This is a genomic window from Variovorax sp. FG153 (genome assembly GCF_057809595.1).
Genome location: NZ_JBMDKG010000001.1, coordinates 301,793 through 320,305, shown reverse-complemented (window position 1 = coordinate 320,305; position 18,513 = coordinate 301,793). Strand labels below are relative to the sequence as shown.

Annotated in this window: 19 protein-coding genes; 12 read left to right on the top strand and 7 right to left on the bottom strand. The window is 68.8% G+C overall.

The window, feature by feature from the left end; all coding sequences use genetic code 11:
- Positions 1-41 precede the first annotated feature (41 nt).
- The 3 genes from phnE to phnD are packed head-to-tail and all read right to left on the bottom strand — an operon-like array spanning position 42 to position 2,541.
- On the bottom strand, positions 42-866 hold the full coding sequence (phnE, locus tag ACODT0_RS01480; RefSeq protein WP_203206793.1) for a phosphonate ABC transporter, permease protein PhnE: 825 nt from the start codon (positions 864-866) through the stop codon (positions 42-44).
- Positions 863-1,666, bottom strand: a complete 804-nt coding sequence (gene phnC, locus ACODT0_RS01475; RefSeq protein WP_261206048.1) for a phosphonate ABC transporter ATP-binding protein — start codon at positions 1,664-1,666, stop codon at positions 863-865. The genes phnE and phnC overlap by 4 nt, the downstream gene beginning before the upstream one ends.
- On the bottom strand, positions 1,663-2,541 hold the full coding sequence (phnD, locus tag ACODT0_RS01470; RefSeq protein ID WP_261206049.1) for a phosphonate ABC transporter substrate-binding protein: 879 nt from the start codon (positions 2,539-2,541) through the stop codon (positions 1,663-1,665). The genes phnC and phnD overlap by 4 nt, the downstream gene beginning before the upstream one ends.
- Positions 2,542-2,689: 148 nt before the next feature.
- Here phnD and ACODT0_RS01465 point away from each other — a divergent pair, with 148 nt between their 5' ends.
- From ACODT0_RS01465 to ACODT0_RS01415, 11 genes are all read left to right on the top strand, one after another.
- Positions 2,690-3,577 (top strand): LysR substrate-binding domain-containing protein, encoded by an 888-nt coding sequence (locus tag ACODT0_RS01465; protein ID WP_057593496.1) that lies wholly within the window; start codon positions 2,690-2,692, stop codon positions 3,575-3,577.
- A 128-nt stretch (positions 3,578-3,705) separates the two neighbouring features.
- A complete protein-coding gene (locus ACODT0_RS01460; RefSeq protein ID WP_489040350.1) occupies positions 3,706-5,226 on the top strand; it encodes an amidohydrolase family protein in 1,521 nt (506 codons plus the stop codon).
- Complete coding sequence (locus tag ACODT0_RS01455; protein ID WP_489040349.1) at positions 5,223-6,305, top strand: ABC transporter substrate-binding protein; 1,083 nt, start codon at positions 5,223-5,225, stop codon at positions 6,303-6,305. The genes ACODT0_RS01460 and ACODT0_RS01455 overlap by 4 nt, the downstream gene beginning before the upstream one ends.
- Positions 6,302-7,141: an ABC transporter permease gene (locus ACODT0_RS01450; protein ID WP_489040348.1), complete on the top strand. Its 840-nt coding sequence runs from the start codon at positions 6,302-6,304 to the stop codon at positions 7,139-7,141. The genes ACODT0_RS01455 and ACODT0_RS01450 overlap by 4 nt, the downstream gene beginning before the upstream one ends.
- Positions 7,138-7,959, top strand: coding sequence for an ABC transporter permease (locus ACODT0_RS01445; protein ID WP_489040347.1), 822 nt, complete (start codon positions 7,138-7,140; stop codon positions 7,957-7,959). Before ACODT0_RS01450 ends, ACODT0_RS01445 begins: the two co-directional genes overlap by 4 nt.
- Positions 7,960-7,979: 20 nt before the next feature.
- The gene (locus ACODT0_RS01440; RefSeq protein ID WP_489040346.1) at positions 7,980-8,840 is read left to right on the top strand and encodes an ABC transporter ATP-binding protein; all 861 of its coding nucleotides are present in this window, start codon (positions 7,980-7,982) and stop codon (positions 8,838-8,840) included.
- A 115-nt stretch (positions 8,841-8,955) separates the two neighbouring features.
- Positions 8,956-9,921 carry a TauD/TfdA dioxygenase family protein gene (locus ACODT0_RS01435; RefSeq protein WP_203206784.1) on the top strand — a complete coding sequence of 322 codons (966 nt, stop codon included), beginning with the start codon at positions 8,956-8,958 and terminating at the stop codon, positions 9,919-9,921.
- 17 nt (positions 9,922-9,938) lie between these two features.
- Positions 9,939-11,294 (top strand): ABC transporter substrate-binding protein, encoded by a 1,356-nt coding sequence (locus ACODT0_RS01430; protein ID WP_489040345.1) that lies wholly within the window; start codon positions 9,939-9,941, stop codon positions 11,292-11,294.
- A 12-nt stretch (positions 11,295-11,306) separates the two neighbouring features.
- Entirely contained in the window at positions 11,307-12,218 is a 912-nt protein-coding gene (locus tag ACODT0_RS01425) for a carbohydrate ABC transporter permease (protein ID WP_395346833.1), read from the top strand.
- Entirely contained in the window at positions 12,205-13,116 is a 912-nt protein-coding gene (locus ACODT0_RS01420; protein ID WP_489040344.1) for a carbohydrate ABC transporter permease, read from the top strand. The genes ACODT0_RS01425 and ACODT0_RS01420 overlap by 14 nt, the downstream gene beginning before the upstream one ends.
- Positions 13,117-13,124: 8 nt before the next feature.
- A complete protein-coding gene (locus ACODT0_RS01415) occupies positions 13,125-14,210 on the top strand; it encodes an ABC transporter ATP-binding protein (protein WP_489040343.1) in 1,086 nt (361 codons plus the stop codon).
- Here ACODT0_RS01415 and ACODT0_RS01410 read toward each other — a convergent pair whose 3' ends face one another.
- Positions 14,211-14,981, bottom strand: coding sequence for an AraC family transcriptional regulator (locus tag ACODT0_RS01410; protein WP_489040342.1), 771 nt, complete (start codon positions 14,979-14,981; stop codon positions 14,211-14,213).
- A gap of 112 nt (positions 14,982-15,093) precedes the next feature.
- Between ACODT0_RS01410 and ACODT0_RS01405 the strand changes: the two genes are divergently transcribed.
- A complete protein-coding gene (locus ACODT0_RS01405; protein WP_057597829.1) occupies positions 15,094-15,927 on the top strand; it encodes a phytanoyl-CoA dioxygenase family protein in 834 nt (277 codons plus the stop codon).
- Here the strand turns inward: ACODT0_RS01405 and gstA are convergent.
- From gstA to ACODT0_RS01390, 3 genes are all read right to left on the bottom strand, one after another.
- Complete coding sequence (gstA, locus tag ACODT0_RS01400; protein WP_057597828.1) at positions 15,924-16,535, bottom strand: glutathione transferase GstA; 612 nt, start codon at positions 16,533-16,535, stop codon at positions 15,924-15,926. The genes ACODT0_RS01405 and gstA overlap by 4 nt on opposite strands.
- Before the next feature lie 6 nt (positions 16,536-16,541).
- Positions 16,542-17,420, bottom strand: coding sequence for a glutathione-dependent disulfide-bond oxidoreductase (yghU, locus tag ACODT0_RS01395; RefSeq protein ID WP_057597827.1), 879 nt, complete (start codon positions 17,418-17,420; stop codon positions 16,542-16,544).
- A gap of 116 nt (positions 17,421-17,536) precedes the next feature.
- On the bottom strand, positions 17,537-18,469 hold the full coding sequence (locus ACODT0_RS01390; RefSeq protein WP_413765686.1) for a LysR family transcriptional regulator: 933 nt from the start codon (positions 18,467-18,469) through the stop codon (positions 17,537-17,539).
- Positions 18,470-18,513: the final 44 nt, after the last annotated feature.

Sequence of the window (18,513 nt, the reverse complement as noted above, 5' to 3'; positions counted from 1 at the left end):
ATGCGGCCGGGCGAGAGAGAGAAAAAAGATCCGTGCGGCCTTCAGTGCCGGCCGCTGTGCTGGATGCGGTGGCGCAGCTGGCTCGAGAGCAGGTCGGCCACGATCACCATCACGGTGATCACGATGATGCAGGTGGCGGTCTCCTGGTAGCGGAACAGCTTGAGGCTGCTCACCAGCTCGAAGCCCAGCCCGCCCGCGCCCACCATGCCCAGCACGGTGGCCGAGCGCAGGTTCACCTCGAAGCGGTACAGCACCACGGCGATCCAGGCCGTGACGACCTGCGGCAGCACGCCGAACACGATCACCTGCAGCGGCCGCGCGCCGGTGGCGCGCAGGGCCTCGAGCGGTCCCTGGTCGATCTCCTCGATGGCATCGGCGAAGAACTTGCCGAGCATGCCCGCGCCATGCAGCGCGAGCGCCAGCACGCCGGGGAACGGACCGAGCCCCACGGCCGACACGAACACCAGCGCGAGGATCAGCTCGTTGATGCTGCGCACCACGTTGAGGGCCTGGCGCGTGCACTGGTAGACCCAGCGCCGGCTCTGCAGATTGCGCGCCGCCAGGAAGGACAGCGGAATCGCGGGCAGCACCGCCAGCAGCGTGCCCCAGACGGCGATCTGGATGGTCTCGAGCGCGGGCGCGACCAGGCGGCTCAGGATGTTGGTGTCGGGCGGCATGGTGCGGCCCAGGAAATCGAGGATCTGCGGCAGGCCCGCCGCCAGTTCGGACCAGCTCAGTTGCGCGCCGCCGGCGCTCCACTGCAATGCCCAGCCGACCACGCACAGGCCGATCAGCAGGTTGAACCAGCCGCGGCGGCTCTCGGGCAGCGGGCCGGTCCAGGCGTATCGGGTCGAGGGGGTGTTCATGCGTGTCCTTCGGTGCGTGCAAAGAGCGGCAGCGGCACGGCCTGCGCGGCGGGCTCCTTGTGGTCGACCGCGGGCTGCGGCACGTAGATGCGGTCGATGTCCTCGGGCCCCATGGCCTGCGGCGCGCCGTCGAACACGACGCGGCCCTGCGAGAGGCCGACGATGCGGTCGGCGAACTCGCGCGCGTAGTCGACCTGGTGCAGGTTGCACAGCACGGTGATGCCGAGGTCGCGCGAGGCATCGCGCAGGTACTGCAGCACCTTGCGCGAGGTCTGCGGGTCGAGGCTCGCGACCGGCTCGTCGGCGAGGATCAGCCGCGGCTGCTGCGCGAGCGCGCGCGCGATGCCCACACGCTGCATCTGGCCACCCGAGAGCGAATCGGTGCGCGCATGGGCCTTGTGCGCGAGTCCCACGCGGCCCAGGCATTCGTGCGCCAGCGCGATATCGGCGCGGCTGAAGAAATGCAGCACCGAGGCCAGGGTCGACACCGCGCCGAGCCGCCCCGTGAGCACGTTCTTCAGCGCGCTGAGCCGCGGCACCACGTTGTGGTGCTGGAAGATCATCGCCACGCGCTGGCGCAGCGCGCGCGTGTCGGCGCAGTTCACGGCGTCCATGCCGTCGACCCTGAGCTCGCCGCCGTCGGCCAGCGCCAGCCGGTTCACGCAGCGCAGCAGGGTCGACTTGCCGGCCCCCGATTCGCCGAGCACCACCACGAACTCGCCCGCCGCGGCATCGAGGTCCACGCCGCGCAGCACGGCGTTGTCGCCATAGCGCTTGGTGAGCTGCCGGATGCGGATCACTTCATGCTCCGCAGGTCGAGCTTGAGCACCTTGGCGGTGTCGCGCACCACGTTGTAGGCTGCGTCGGTGGTGGGCTGGAAGCCATTGAGCACGCCCTGGTCGCCCCACGGCAGGTCCTTCACGTTGGCCAGTGCCTTCGCGATCTTCGCCTTCAGCGCCGGATCGAGGTCCTTGCGCCAGACCATCGGCGATTCGGGGATCGGGCTCGACGACCAGACGATCTCGAGCTCGTCCTGCTTGACCTGACCCTTGGCGATGGCGCTCGCGAGGATGCGGTCGGCCACGGCGGCGGCGTCGACCTTCTTGTTGGCCACGGCCAGGATGCTGGCGTCGTGCGAGCCCGAGAAGATCACGCGGCCGAAGAAGGTCTCGGGGTCATGGCCGGCCTGCAGCAGGCCCGACTTGGGGAACAGGTGGCCCGAGGCCGAGGTCGGGTCGACGAAGGCGAAGCTGCGGCCCTTGAGGTCGGCGGTCCTGGCGATGCCGCTGTCCTTGCGCGCGATGATCACGCTCTTGTAGGAGCTCTGGCCGGTCTTCTTCGTCACGGCCACCGCGAAGGCTTCCACGTCCGCGACCTGGTTCGCGAGCACGTACGAGAACGGGCCGAGGTAGGCCACGTCGAGCTTCTTCGAGCGCAGCGCCTCGATCACGCCGTTGTAGTCGGTCGCCACGAAGGGCTTGACCGGCATGCCGAGCTGCTGCTGCAGGCTGTCGAGCACCTGGCGGCTGCTCTCGATCATGGCCTGCGAATCCTCGGCCGGGATCAGACCGATGGTGAGGGGCTGCGCGGCCAGGGCCGGCAGGGCGGCGACCGCGGAAACTGCCGAAAGGGCCAGGGCGATCAGGCTGCGGCGCAGGCGGAGAAGGGTGTTCATGGTGGTGTCTGGGATGGAAAAAAGGGACTGGAAGGGACCGGAACGGCAGGCGTCGGCCTGCGACTACCCCAAGGCTAAGAACGCCATGTGACAGCCGCATATCAGATCGATCACGGATTTGTCACGATTCCATTCAAACAATCTATGGATGTCCGCCGCCAAACTCCGCGCCTTCCTCGCCGTCGCCCAGCACGGCAGCTTCAGCGCCGCCGCGCGTGCCGTGGGCCTGAGCCAGCCCACGCTCACCACCCAGGTCCAGGCGCTGGAGCGCCAGCACAAGGTCATGCTGTTCCACCGCCAGGGCCACCGCATCGAGCTCACCAGCGTCGGCGAGCGCCTGCTGCCCATCGCGCGCCAGATCGCGGCGCTCGAGCTCGATTCGTACAACCTGCTGCACGACAGCGGCGACCTGCAGTCGGGCGAGCTCAAGCTCGGCGCGGTCGGTCCCTTCCACGTGATCGAGATGGTCGACGCCTACCGCAAGCGCTATCCGCGGCTCGACGTCTCGATCCGCATGGGCAATTCGTCGTCGGTGTTCAAGGACCTCGAGGAGTACGCGGTCGACATCGGCGTGCTCGCGCGCTTCCACGAGGCGCCGGGTTTCAGCGCGACGCCCTATGCGCGCCATGCGCTGATCCTGTTCGTGCACCGCGACCATCCGTTCGCCAGGCGCGGAGAGATCCGGCTCGAGGAACTGCACGGCCAGCCGATGCTGCAGCGCGAGAGCGGTTCCAGCACGCGGCGCGCGCTCGACGAGGCTTTCGCGCGCGCGGGCGTCCGGCCCAGGCTCGCGATGGAGATCGGCAGCCGCGAGGCGATCCGCGAAGCGGCTGCGCGCGGCATCGGCATCGGCGCGGTCTCCGAGGCCGAGTTCATTCCCGACGCGCGCCTGCGCACCGTGCGCATCGAGGGCGATCCCGCGGTGACGCAGACCTACCTCTACTGCCTGCAGGTGCGACGCGACAGCCGCGTGCTCGCCTCTTTCTTCGACGTGGCGCTGAAGCTGCGCAAGGGGGAGTTCGAAGGCGCGACATGACAGCCGGCCCCCGCGAACCTTTGCATCCATATGCGAACGACGGCTAAGCATCCCTGAAAGCCTTCGTTGGCCCGCCACCGGCGGCCACCTTAGTCTGCGTCGATCCTCTTTCAGCAAGGACCCCGCAGATGAACGACCGACTCCAGCGCGTGCATGCCTCGCGCTCGGCCGCCGTGAAGGCCGGCCTCGACCATCCGGTGATCGACACCGACGTGCACGTCAACGACTTCGCGCCGGTGCTCGAGGACTACGTGGCGCAGTACGGCGGCAACAAGCTGGTCGACGCGCTGCGCAAGGCGCTCGGCGGGCGCTTCGTCACGCGCAACGGCGGCGGCAAGGACTGGTACCAGCAGTCGGCCGAGGAACGCCAGTTCCACCGCACGCTGCGCGCGCCCTGGTGGGCCCGCGTCACGCGCAACACCTACGACCTCGCGACCTACACCCTGCCCGCGCTGCTGCACGAGCGCCTGGGCGAGCAGGGCTCGGACTACTCGATCCTGTTCCCCAACGATGTGCTCTCGCCGGCCGCGGCCGGCAGCGAATACCGCCAGCCGCTGCACCGCGCCATCAACCACTTCCACGCCGACCAGTACCGGCCCTACGCCGACCGGCTGACGCCGGTGGCGGGCATACCGCTGCACTCGCCGCAAGAGGGCATCGAGGAGCTGGAGTTCGCGGTCAAGACGCTGGGCCTGAAGGTCATCAACATCGCGGGCGGCGTGCGCCGCCCGATCCGCGCCATCGCCGAGAAGTACCCGGCCGCCGAGCATCCAGAGATCGCCAAGCAGGTCGGCCACATCGACTTCTACGGCATCGACAGCGAGCACGACTACGACCCCTTCTGGGCCAAGGTGGTGGAACTCGGCGTGCCGGTGACCACGCACTACGGCAGCCAGGGCTGGACCGGCCGGCAGTCGATCAGCAACTACATGAACAACCACATCGGCCACTTCGCCGACGGCTCGCAGGCCTTCGCCAAGGCGCTGTTCTTCGGCGGCGTGACGCGGCGCTTCCCGGGGCTGCGCGTGGGCCTGCTCGAAGGCGGCGCGGACTGGGGTTCTCACGTCTACACGCACCTGGTGGACCGCTGGGAGAAACGCAACCGGCATGCGATACACAACTACGACCCGGCCGAGGCCGACATCGAGCTGCTGGCCTCGCTGTTCGAGCGTCATGGCGGCGACCTGCTCAAAGGCCGCACGCTCGACAAGGCCACGCTGCTGCGCGACAGCCTGGGCATCTCGGCGCTGCCGCACAGCCGCGAACCGAACGAGAGCGAGATCGACGACTTCGCGCTCGCGGGCATCGAAAAGGTCGAGGACATCCGCGACCGCTGGGTGAACAACTTCTACTTCGGCTCGGAAGCCGACGACCGCACCGTGGCCGCGGCCTTCAACGACAAGGTGAACCCGCTGGGCGTGAAGATCAACGCGATCTGGTCGTCCGACGTGGGCCACTGGGACGTGCCCGAGTTCACCGAGCCGCTGGCCGAAACCTGGGACCTGGTGCAGCAGGGCGTGATCTCGGCGGCCGACTTCCGGGCCTTCGTGTTCGAGAACCCGCACCGCTTCTACACCGAGGCCAATCCGCGCTTCTTCGAAGGCACCGAGGTCGGCCGCAAGCTGGCCGCGAAGAAAGGCACGCCATGAAGCCGATGCGGCATCTCCCGCGCTGGACCGCGCTGCTGGCCACCGCCCTCGCGGCCTCGGCGCAGGCCGCGCCCGACACCATCCGCATCGGCGTGGCCACGGCGGGCGGCGGCGATCCCGTCACCTGGGGCGGTTCGCCCGGCGGCGTGGCGCGCGCCAACAACTGGCTCGAGGAAGAGTTCAAGGCCTCGGGCATCAAGGTCGAGTGGCTGTTCTTCAAGGGCGCGGGCCCGGCCGTGAACGAGGCGCTGTCGAACAAGCAGATCGACTTCGCCTACCAGGGCGACCTGCCCTCGATCGTCGGGCGCTCGAACGGCCTCAAGACCAAGGTGCTGCTGGTCAGCGGCGCGCGCAACAACCTCTACCTGGTCACGCCGACGCAGTCGGCCATCCAGTCGATCAAGGACCTCAAGGGCCGCACGGTGTCGATCTTCCGCGGCACCAACGGCCACCTGGTCGCGATCAACGTGCTGGCGGCCGAAGGCCTGGCCGAGCGCGACATCAAGGGCGTGAACCTCGACACCGGCAGCGCGCAGGCGGCGCTGGTCTCGAACGGCGTGGACGCGGCCTTCGGCGGCTACGAATGGTTCAAGGTGCGCGACCAGGGGCTCGCGAAGGTGGTCTATTCCACCCAGGGCCGCGATCCGGCGCTCACGCGCCAGGCCGCGCTGCTGGTGCGCAGCGAGTTCGAGCAGGCCAACCCCGCCGAGGTGCAGCGCGTGGTCGACGTGTTCGTGCGTGCCGCCCACTGGTCGTCGGAGGAGAAGAACCGCGACGAGCTGTTCCGCATCTGGGCCCGCAGCGGCACGCCGGTCGCCTCGTGGACCGCCGAGTTCGACAAGCAGCCGCTGGCGCAGCGCAACTCGCCGCTGGCCGACGACTTCATCGTGGCGCGCTACAAGGCCGTGGTCGGCGACGCGCTCAAGCTCAAGCTGATCCGCCGCGAGGTCACGGTCGACGACTGGTTCGACACGCGCTACCTCAAGGCCGCGCTCAAGAAGCAGGGCCTCGAGGGCTACTGGAGCGCTTTTGACGCGAAGGGGCAGCCGAAGGCTGGGCCCGCGGTCGCGTCGCGATGAGCGCCGAAGCCGAACTGTCGGCGGTCCTGCAGCGCGAGCAGGTCGCGCCGCTACGCTTCTCCTTGCCGTGGCGCCGCCTCGGCGACGCCGCCCTGCCCTGGCTGCTGCCCGCCGCATTGCTCGCGCTGTGGTTCGTGGGTGCTGGCCAGGGCTGGATCTCGCCGCAGGTGCTGCCGCCGCCCGAGTTCGTGGCCGAGACGCTGCGCGACCTCGCGACCAGCGGCGACCTCTGGCTGCACGTGAGCACCAGTTTCGCGCGCGTGGGCGTGGGCTTCGCGATCGGCGCGCTGCTGGGGCTGCTGCTGGGCACGGCCATGGGCCTGTCGCGCCGCGTCGAGGCCTACCTGCTGCCGAGCTTCAACGCGCTGGTGCAGATCCCGGTGCTGGCCTGGCTGCCCTTCGTGCTGCTGATCGTGGGCATCGGCGAGCCGCTCAAGTACATCCTGATCGCCAAGGCGGCGCTGGTGCCGGTGGCGCTCAACACGCTGCAGGGCTTCCGGCAGACGCCGCAATCGCTGCGCGAGGTCGGCGAGGTGTACGGCTACAGCCGGCGCCAGCAGGTGCTGGAGATCGTGCTGCCGCATGCCGTGCCCACGCTGTTCACGGGCGTGCGGCTGGGCTTCACCAAGGCCTGGCTGTCGCTGGTGGTGGTCGAGCTGGTCGCCTCGAGCGAAGGGCTGGGCTACCTGATCGTCTATGGCCGCCAGCTGTTCCAGCTCGACCTGGTGATGGCCGCGGTGGTGATCGTGGGCGCGATCGGCTGGGCCATCGACCGCCTGCTCGAGCGGCTCGAGAACACGCTGCACCGGCACCGCCCGGGCGGTGCCGCGCGATGAGCGGGCCCGCCTCGCTGTCGCGCGACGCGGCCGAACTGGCCGCGGTGCAGCCGCTGCGGCCCGTCGATCGCAGCCGCTGGCGCGGCCTGGCGCTGCCCGCCGTGGCGATCGCGCTGTGGACGCTGCTGTCGTGGCTCGACGTGGTCAATTCGGCGCTGCTGGTCTCGCCGCAGAAGGTGCTCGCGACCGCCGCCGACCAGATCGTCAGCGGCCGCCTGTGGCGCGCGCTCGGCGCCAGCCTCGCGCGCGAGGCCACGGGCTTCCTGATCGGCACCGCCTCGGGCCTGGTGCTCGGCGCGCTGCTGGGCCTGTGGCCACTGTTCGACCGCATCGTCGGCCCGAGCTTCAACACCTTCAAGCAGATCTCGCTGTTCGCGTGGATTCCGCTGATCTCGGTCTGGTTCGGCCTCGGCGACGTGGCCAAGGTGGTGTTCCTCTCGCTGGCCGCGCTGGTGCCGGTGGTGGTCAACACCTGCGACGGCATCCGCACCGTGCCGCCCGCGCTGCTCGAGGTGGCGCGCGTCTACGGCTTCACGCGCTGGGAGACGCTCGCGCAGGTGGTGCTGCCGGCCGCGCTGCCCGCCATCTTCACGGGCGTGTACCTCGCGCTCATCTATTCCTGGCTCGCCACCATCGGCGCCGAATACCTGCTGGTCGCCGGCAAGGGCATCGGCAACACGCTGATCGAGGGCAGCGAGCATTTCCAGATGGACCTGGTGATCTTCGGCATGTTCGTCATCGGCCTCGTCGGATGGCTGATGAACGCCTCGGCGCGCGCGCTCGAACGCCGGCTGGCGCGCTGGACCGGCCGGGCCTGACACTTCTTCTTCTCCGCACCATGAGCACCTCCATCGCATCGAACGAACTCGACATCCGCGGCCTCGGCAAGCGCTACGCGCAGGCGCAGGCGCGCGGCGGCGAACTGCAGGTGCTCGAGAACATCGACCTGCACGTGCCGCCGGGCAGCTTCACCAGCATCGTGGGCGCGAGCGGCTGCGGCAAGTCGACGCTGCTGCGGCTGGTGCTCGGGCTCGACGACCAGTACGAGGGCCAGATCCTGCTGGGCGGCCAGCCGATCGCGGGAACCGGCCGCGAGCGCGGCATCGTGTTCCAGGACCACCGGCTGTTCCCGTGGCTCACGGTCGAGCAGAACATCGCCGTGGGCCTGCGCAACGCGCCGCTCGGCGCGAAGCGGAAGGCCGAGCTGGTGGCCGAGCACGTGGCGCTGGTCGGCCTCGGCGGTTTCGAGAAGTCGTGGCCGCACCAGATCTCGGGCGGCATGGCGCAGCGCGTGGCCATCGCGCGCGGCCTGGTCAACCGGCCGCGCGTGCTGCTGCTCGACGAGCCCTTCGGCGCGCTCGATGCCCTCACGCGCGCGCGGCTGCAGATCGAGCTGCAGCGCATCTGGCAGAAGGAGCGCATCACCATGCTGCTGGTGACGCACGACGTGGAGGAAGCCGTGTTCCTCGGCGACCGCGTGGTGGTGATGCAGCCATCGCCGGGGCGCATCCGCCGCACCGTGGCTGTGGACCTGCCGCATCCGCGCAACCGCAGCGATCCGGCGTTCATCCGGTTGCGCGACGACGTGCTGGGCGATTTCGTCGATGCGGGAGTCGACGAGCGCCGCGCGCCACCGCGCGGCGGCGAACCCGGCGAACCCGACGAGACACGGCCCTCGCGATTGCAGCTCGCATGGTGAGGATGGAGCGCGAGCGCTAAGACGTTTTGCTCATTTCCAAGCAACGAATCGGTAGTTCGCCCGCGCGAACCCGCGCCACAGAATCTGCGGCTCCCGACCTTTGCCAGGATCCACGATGAGCAACGAGAACACCTTTTCCGCCGACGCCTTCGACACCAGCTTCGGCCATCTGCGCATCCGCCGCGTGGCGGGCAGCCTCGGCGGCGAAGTGCAGGACCTGAAGCTGTCGCCCGAGCTCGACGCCGAGACCGTCGAGCTGCTGAATGCCGCGCTGGTCAGGCACAAGGTGCTGTTCTTCCGTGGCCAGACGCAGCTCGACGACGCGTCGCACCAGGCCTTCGGCGCGCGCTTCGGCCGCACGGTGGCCCATCCGACGGTGCCCTCGCCCACCGGCACGAAGCTGTTCGAACTCGACGCCTCCAAGGGAGGCGGGCGCGCCGATTCCTGGCACACCGACGTGACCTTCGTCGATGCCTTCCCCAAGATCTCGATCCTGCGCGGCGTGAAGATCCCGGCCTATGGCGGCGACACGGTCTGGGCCAACACCGCGCTGGCCTACGAGCGCCTGCCGGCGCAGCTCAAGCAGCTCGCCGACCAGCTCTGGGCCGTGCACAGCAACGACTACGACTACGGCGCCGACCGCGTGCAGGTCGAGGAGGAACGCCTGACCCACCACCGCAAGGTGTTCGTCTCGGCCGTCTACGAGGCCGAGCATCCGGTGGTGCACGTGCATCCGGTCTCGGGCGAGCGCGCGCTGCTGCTGGGCCATTTCGTGAAGAAGCTGGTCGGGCTGTCGAGCACCGAGTCGGCGCGCATCTTCGAGCTACTGCAGAACCGCGTGATCCGGCTCGAGAACACGGTGCGCTGGAACTGGCGCCAGGACGACGTGGCGATCTGGGACAACCGCGCCACGCAGCACTTCGCGATCAACGACTACGGCAACCAGCCGCGGCTGGTGCGCCGCGTCACGGTGCACGGCGAGGCGGCCGTGTCCATCGACGGCCAGCGCAGCCGCACGCGCAGCCGGCCCGAGGCCACCAACGACGCACGCATCGACGAAGTCATCGCCGCCACCGCCTGATGCCATCCGCCCACGACATGAAGCCCCAGAATCCCCTCACCTCGCTGCACCGCCGCGACCTGCTCAAGACCACCGCCGCGCTCGGCGCCGCATCGCTGCTGCCCGGTCTCGCCGGCGCCCAGGGCGGTGCGAAGAAGTTCGCGGGCGTGACGCTCAACGTCTCGACCTTCAGCGCCGCCTATCCCAAGCTGCTGCAGCAATGGCTGCCCGAGTTCGAGGCGCTGACCGGCGCCAAGGTCAACTTCGACACGCCTTCGTTCCCGGTCTACAACCAGCGCGCCGACCTCGAGCTCTCCACGCGCGGTTCGGCCTACGACGTGGTCAACGTCACCTTCATCTATTCGAGCCGCTGGATCAACTCCGGCTGGCTCACGCCGCTCGACGACTACATCCGCAACGCGAACCTGACCGCGCCGGACTTCGACATCAACGACTTCCTGCCCGGTGCGCGCGCGCCCGAGACCGGCCGCGACGGCAAGCTCTACGGCATCCCATGGACCGCCGAGGCGCTGCTCACGGCCTCCTCGCGCTTCGACCTGGTGGAGAAGGCCGGCCTGGCCTTCCCCGACACCACCGACGACCTGGTGAAGGTGCTGCGGGCCGTCAACCGCAAGGAACGCGTGGCCGGCTTCGTGGCCGACAACCACTACGGCTGGACCTTCGTGCCCTACCTGCACGCCTTTGGCGGCGACGTGTTCCGCAAGGCACCCGACGACCTGTTCCCCACGCTCGACACGCCCGAGGCGATCGCGGCCGGCGAGTACTACGCCAACCTGCTCAAGGAGTTCGGCCCCGACGGCGCCGTGACCTACCAGCCCGACCAGGTGACGCAGGCGCTCAAGCTGGGCCGCGTGAACTTCACCGATGCGGGCCAGCTCCACCTGGCGCAGCTCGGCGACGCAGCCACCAGCAAGACCGTGAAGACGGTGCGCTTCGGCCAGGTGCCCAAGGGCCCGGCCGGCCGCTTCCCGGGCACCGCCGTGCATGCGCTGGGCATTCCCACGGGCTCGAAGAACAAGGAGGCCGCGTGGGCCTTCATCCAGTGGGCATTGAGCAAGCAGACCACGCGCCGCGCGGTGACCGCGGGCTACGGTTCGCCGGCGCGCCGCTCGGACATCGATTCGCCCGAGTTCCGCCAGAAGCAGGTCATCAACGGCAGCGACCTTGCGAAGCTCTCGCTCGAGGCGATCGAGTCGGCCTCGAAGTCGGGCCACATGAAGTACCGCACGGTCTCGGTCTATCCGCAGGTCGACCAGCAGCTCAACAAGGCGATCGAGCTGATCGCGAGCGGGCAGCTGTCGGCGAAGCAGGCCTTCCAGCAGGCGCAGGCCAACTCGATCGCCGAATTGAAGCGCGCGGGCGTCAAGCTCTGAGGCACGGCGGCGATGGCTTCCGTGCTTTCCGCGCCGGCCTCCTGGCAGGCCGAGCAGCGGCGCGCCTTCCTGCTCGGGCTCTCGCCCTCGCTGGCGGTGCTGCTGCTGATCACCCTGGTGCCGGCGGCGGCGCTGCTGGTCGCGAGCTTCACGCCGCTGAGCCTGACCGATCCGGCGGCCAGCTTCCGCTTCGACGATCCGCTGGTGAACTACCGCCAGCTGCTGCACGACGACCGCTTCCTCGGCTCGATCGCGGTGCAGCTCAAGCTCTCGGCCTCGAGCGTGGCGCTGCAGCTCGCCACCGGGCTCGGCCTGGCGCTGCTGCTCAACGGCAAGTCGCGCGTGCTCGACGGCGCGAAGACGCTGCTGCTGATACCGATGGTGCTGCCGCCGATCGTGGTGGCGCTGATCTGGAAGATCATCTACACGCCCGACGTGAGCCCGATGCACCGGCTGCTCGAGCACATCGGCCTGCCCGTGCGCTCGCTGATCGCCGACCCCGACACCGCGCTGTGGGCGATCTCGCTGGCCGACACCTGGCAGTGGTTTCCCTTCACCATGCTGATGGTGCTGGCCTCGCTGCAGATGATTCCCGACGACCCGATCGAGGCCGCCACGCTCGAGGGCGCGAACCGCTGGCAGCTGTTCCGCCACATCGTGTTTCCCTACATCCGGCCGGTGCTGGTGGTGTGCGGCCTGTTCCGCCTGATCGACAGCTTCAAGGCCTTCCCGCTGATCTACGTGCTGACCAACGGCGGGCCCGGCAACGTGACCGAGGTCACCAACTACTACGGCTTCATCCAGGCCTTCAACTTCTCGTACTGGGGCTATGCGAGCGCGATCGCCACCGTGATGCTGGTGGGCGTGTTCGTGCTGAGCTGGCTGGTCGGCAAACTCGGATGGGGCAGCCATGACGCTCGCTAGCCGCACGATCGACGCTACCGAACTCGCGCTGTCGCACGAGGAAGGCGCGGGGATCGATCTCTCAGGTTCTGCTCCCCGCGCCCGCCGCGTGCCCTGGCTGCGCGCCCACGGGCGCTCGCTGACGGTCGCGCTGCTGGTGCTGCTGGTGCTCTCGCCCTTCCTCTGGCTGGTGCAGCTCGCGTTCAAGCCCGCGGCCGACATCTTCGAGGACGGCCTGCTGTTCGTGCCCACGCTCGACGGCTTCCTGAGCCTGCTGCAGGGCAACTTCGTGCGCTCGTTCTGGAACAGCCTGGCGGTGAGCACGATGTCGACCGTCTTCTCGCTACTGATCGGCGTGCCCGCGGCCTACGCGCTCACGCGCTGGAAGTTCAAGGGCCGCGACCGCATCGCGCTGTGGATCCTGGTCACGCGCATGGCACCGCCGATCGCCTTCACCATCCCGTTCTTCCTGGCCTACCAGTACCTGGGGCTGCAGGACACGCTGATCGGCCTGGCGATCGTCTACCTGACCTTCAACCTCGCGATCGTGATCTGGCTGATGCAGACCTTCTTCGAGGCGGTGCCGGCCTCGCTCGAGGAGGCCGCGTGGATCGACGGCTGCGGCGTCTGGCAGGCCTTCTGGCGCGTGGCGCTGCCGCTGACCGCGCCGGGCCTCGCGGCCACCGCGGTGCTGTGCTTCATCTTCTCGTGGAACGACTTCTTCTATGCGCTGATCCTCACGCGCACCAACGCCATCACGGCGCCGGTGGCGATCGTCAACTTCCTGCAGTACGAAGGCTGGGAGTGGACCAAGATCGCCGCGGGCGGCACGCTCGTGATGTTTCCGGTCATCGTGTTCACGGTGCTGGTGCGCAAATACCTCGTGCGCGGTCTCACGGCCGGCGGTGTCAAGGACTGACCGACCCCATGGCTTACATCTCCATCCGCAAGCTCTTCAAGCAGTTCGGCAGCACGCCCGTCATCCGCGGCATCGACATCGAGATCCGCGACGGCGAGTTCGTGGCGCTGGTCGGGCCCTCGGGCTGCGGCAAGTCGACGCTGCTGCGCACCATCGCGGGCCTCGAGACCGCCGATGCCGGCGACATCCTGCTCGGCGAGCGCCGCATCAACGACACCGCGCCGCGCGACCGCGACGTGGCGATGGTGTTCCAGAACTACGCGCTCTATCCGCACATGACGGTGGCGCAGAACCTGGGCTTCGGTCTCAGCATCCAGGGCCTGCCGCGCGACCAGATCGCGCGCCGCGTGCAGGCCGCGGCCGAGACGCTGGGTCTGCAGGAACTGCTGGCGCGTCGCCCGCGCCAGCTCTCGGGCGGACAGCGCCAGCGCGTGGCCATGGGCCGCGCCATCGTGCGCCAGCCGCAGGCCTTCCTGTTCGACGAGCCGCTGTCGAACCTCGACGCCAAGCTGCGCGTGCAGATGCGCACCGAGATCAAGGCGCTGCACCAGCGCCTGGGCACGACCACGGTCTACGTCACCCACGACCAGGTCGAGGCCATGACCATGGCCGACCGCATCGTGGTGCTCAAGGAAGGCCGCGTGGAGCAGATCGGCGCGCCGCTGGAACTCTACGACCAGCCGCGCAATGCCTTCGTGGCGGGCTTCATCGGCTCGCCGGCGATGAACATCATCGCCGGCCGGCTGCAGCTCGACGGCGCACCACACGTGCTGACCGACGACGGCCTGCGGCTGCCGCTGCATCGCGCGCCACGCGCGGCCCATGACGACCGCGTGCTGTACGGCACGCGGCCCGAGCACTTCACGATCGATGGCGGCGGCAACGGCGATGCCGATGCGGCGCTGCCGGCCGACGTGATCGTGGTCGAACCGACCGGCTCGGAAACGCAGGTGGCGCTGAAGCTCGGCACGCAGACCGTGATCGCGGCCTTCCGCGAGCGCATCGACGCGCGGCCCGGCGAGCGGCTGCCGCTGTGGCCGGTGGCGGTGAAGGCGCATCTGTTCGATGCGGCGGGCGGGCACCGGCTCGATTGATCAGCGCCCCTTCTGCCGGATGTACGCCTGCGGCGTCATGCCGATCTGCTTGCAGAACATGGCGATGAAGGCCGAGGGCGAACCGTAGCCCAGCTCGATCGCGACGTCCTTCACCGCGCGCCCCGCCTCCAGCAGGGCGATCCCGCGGATCACCTTGAGGCGCTGGCGCCATTCGCTGAACGGCATCTGCAGGTCGCGCTCGCAACGCCGCGCCAGCGTGCGCTCGGTCGAATGCACCGTGGCGGCCCATTCGGCGAGCGAGCGGCCATCCCAGGGTTGCGCCTGCAAGGCCTCGAGCACGCGGCCCAGCTGGGGATCGTCCGACATCGGCAGGTAGCTGTCGTGGCCGGGCGCAATGGCCAGCTCATCGCGCAGGACCTCGAACAGGCGTTGCTCGGCCGGGGTGCGCGGCACCTCGATGGAGCGGCTGCGCAGGCTGTCGAGCACCGCCTGCGTCAGCGGGCTGATGACCATGGTGCAGGCGCGCTTGGGGAGCACGTCGCACAAGGCCTCGGCCAGGTAGACCGTGGCGTAGCTGGCCGCATGGCGGTTGCTCGACAGGTGCTCGACGCGCGGCGGGATCCACACGCCGTACTGCGGCGGCGCCAGGAAGACCCGGCCGCTCATCCCGACCTCGATCACGCCCGAGATCGCGTGCACGAACTGTCCCTCTTCGTGGCTGTCGCGCGGCGCGGTGCCACCGGGCGCGAGGTGCACGACCTTGAAGAGCACGGGCTGCCCGTCGGCGGCGGATTTGAGTTGTCGCTTCATGTTGTCCGGCTTGCTCGATCGGTTGTCCGATTGGATGGGCTGCCATCCACCCCCTCACTCTAGACTGCCTTCGGCCTCGCAACCATTGCCTATCTCGAAGGAGACCCCGCCCATGAATGCACGACCCGACGACAGGCTCCCATCGGACCAGCAGGTCGAGGAATTTTCGCGCGACGGCGCCATCGTCCTGCGCGGTGTCCTGCGGCCGCCCGAGGTCGAGCTGCTGCGCCAGGGCATCGATGCCAATCTCGCCGCGCCGAGCGTGCGCGCGAAGGTGGCGAGCCGGCCCGACGATCCGGGCTTCTTCATCGAGGACTTCTGCAACTGGCAGGAGATCCCGGCGTACTGGGACGTGATCTCGCGCTCGGCATTGCCGGCCGCCGCGGCCAGGCTTACGAGGAGCACGCAGGTGCGGCTCTATCACGACCACATGCTCACGAAGGAATCGGGCACGCGCCAGCGCACGCCCTGGCACCAGGACCAGCCCTACTACAACGTCGAGGGCAGCCAGAACGTCAGCTTCTGGATTCCGGTGGATCCGGTGTCGCGTGCCTCCACGCTCGAGCTGGTCGCCGGCTCGCACAAGGGGCCGTGGCTGATGCCGCGCACCTTCATGACCAACGAGGCCAAGTGGTTTCCCGAGGGCGCGCTGGCCGACCTGCCCGACATCGAGGCCGACCGCGCGGCCCACGACATCCTCGGCTGGGCCGTGGAACCCGGCGACGCCATCGCCTTCAACATGCTCACGCTGCACGCCTCGGCCGGGCTTGAACCCGGCCGGCGGCGTCGGGTGTTCTCGGTGCGCATGCTGGGCGACGACATGCGGCATGCGCCGCGGCGCTGGAAGACCTCGCCGGATTTCCCGGGGCTGGCCGAGCAGCTGCCGGCGGGCGCGCCGATGGCGCATCCGCTGTTTCCGGTGCTGTGGCCGCCGGCTTCCAGTTAACGGGCCGCGAGGCGTTCGGCTTCGAGCGCCGCGCGAACGCTGGCGCGCTGCCCCATGCGAACCATGAAGCGCTGGATCGCCGCGTAACCCGAGAGATCGAGATTCACGCGCGGCGGCCACGACAGCACGTTGTAGAGATAGGCATCGGCCACCGAGAAATCGGCGCCCAGCACGTAGTCGTGGGTCGACAGGTGCTCGTCGATGTAGGCGAACTTGCTCGTGAGGTTGCCGTCCGCGAATCGCTTCTTGGTGTCCGCGTCGAGGTAGGGTGAGAACATCACGGCCATGCCCTTGTGCAGGTCGCTCGCGACGAAGTTCAGCCACTCGAGCGCGCGGTAGCGCTGCCGCGTGCCGAAGGGCGGAAGCAGCCGGTGCTCGGGATGCCGGTCGGCGATCCATTGCAGGATCACCGCGCCTTCGGTGATCAGGTCGCCGTCGTCGAGCTTGAGGACGGGGATGAAGCCCTTGGGCGTCACCTGCAGGTAGTCGCCTTCGACCGTCGTCTTGGTCTTGAAGTCGACCTTGACCAGTTCATAGGCCTGGCCGGCCTCCTGCAATGCGATCTGCGAGGCGAGGCCGCAGGAACCGGGGGCGTAATAGAGTTTCATGGTTGACTAGAGAGGAGCGGGTATCAGGGCATCGAAATCGCTGGCATCGTGGCGCTCGCGCAGCACGGTGCCCGGCGCGCCCGAGGTGCGGTTGACCACCCTGCCGCGCGCGACCGCGGGCCGCGCGGCAATGGCCTCGTACCAGCGCAGCAGGTGCCTGTACTCCTCGACGGCCAGGAACTCGTGCGTGTCGTAGACGCCGTAGAGGCTGCCCGGATACCAGGGCCACACCGCCATGTCCGCGATCGTGTATTGGTCGCCGGCGAGGAACTCGTGCGAGGCCAGATGGGTGTCGAGCACATGCAGCTGGCGCTTGGTCTCCATCGCGTAGCGGTCGATCGCGTATTCGATCTTGAACGGCGCATAGCCATAGAAGTGGCCGAGGCCGCCGCCGACGAAGGGCGCCGAGCCCACCTGCCACATCAGCCAGTTGAAGGTCTCCGTGCGCGCGCGTCCTTCGGCCGGCAGGAAGGCGCCGAAGCGCTCGGCGAGATGGACCAGGATCGAGCCACTCTCGAAGACCTGCGTGACCGGGTCCGTCGATCGATCGACGAGCGCGGGAATCTTGCTGTTGGGATTGAGGCCGACGAAGCCGCTGCCGAACTGGTCGCCCTTGAAGATGTCGATGAGCCAGGCGTCGTACTCGGCGCCCTCGTGTCCGGCCGCGAGCAGTTCCTCGAGCAGGATCGTGATCTTCTGGCCGTTGGGCGTGCCCTGCGAATACAGCTGCAGCGGATGCCTGCCGACCGGCAGCGCCTGGTCGAAACGCGCGCCCGACACGGGACTGTTGATGCTGCCGAAGGTGCCGGCCGGATTGCTCTTCGGTTGCCAGACCTTGGCGGGCACATAGCCCGCGGGTTGATTTGCTGGAGGCGTGTCTGTCATCGATGGCTTTGGTGGATGGATGTCGATGCAAAAAATTCTAGGAACGCAGCGACGATTCATCTACGCGCGCCACTCGAATTCATCGTTCGGCCGCCCGAACAATGCGGTGGCCCGCCTCAAGGGGCGGGATGCGCGTCGACCCGCCAGCCCGCCTCCGCCTTGCCCACCACGCCTCCCACCCAGTCCACGAAGGCGCGCACGGTGGGCGACAGGTGGCGGTTCTGCGGATAGAGCACGGAGAGCGGCGCGGCCGGCGCGGCATAGTCGGCGAGCACCCGCCGCAGCTGTCCGCTGCGCAGGTGCTGCTGCACCATGTAGCTGCCCGCGCGGATCAAGCCCAGGCCCTCGAGGCCGCAGGCCACGTAGGCATCGGTGTCGTTGACGATGAGGCTCTCGCGCATGGCGATGCAGCGGTCCTCGCCGTTCTCCACGAAGTGCCACTCGAGCGAGCGCGCCGTGCGGCTCGAGAGGTAGCCCACGGCCTTGTGCCGCGCCAGGTCCTCCAGCGTCTTCGGCGTGCCATGGCGCTCCAGGTACTCGGGCGAGGCACAGCTGACCCAGTCGAAGGCGCCGATGCGCCGGGCCACCAGCGTGGCCGAATCCTCGGGCGTGCCCGCGCGGATGACGCAGTCGATGCCCTCCTGCACCAGCTCCACCGTCCGGTCGCTCACCGTGAGCGTGAGCTCGACATCGGGATAGCGCGACTGGAAGTCGCGGATCGACGGCAGCACCACGAGGCGCGCGAGCGAGAGCGTCATGTCGACGCGCAGGCGCCCGCGCGGCCGTCCGGCGCTGCCGGGGAAGCTGGACTCGACGGCCTCGATCTCGGCCAGCAGCCGCCTGCAATGGTCGTAGTAGAGCGTGCCTTCGGGCGTCAGGCTGATGTGGCGCGTGGTGCGCTGAAGCAGCCGCGCGCCGAGGAATTTCTCGAGGTCCTTGACCGCGCGCGTGACGCGCGACTTGGGCAGCACGAGGCTGTCGGCGGCCCGCGTGAAGCTGTGCATCTCAACGACGCGGGCGAAGATCTGCATCGATTGCAGGCGGTCCATTCGATCTCTCCTTGGCCCGGAATTTATTGCTCGAGGCGAAACAA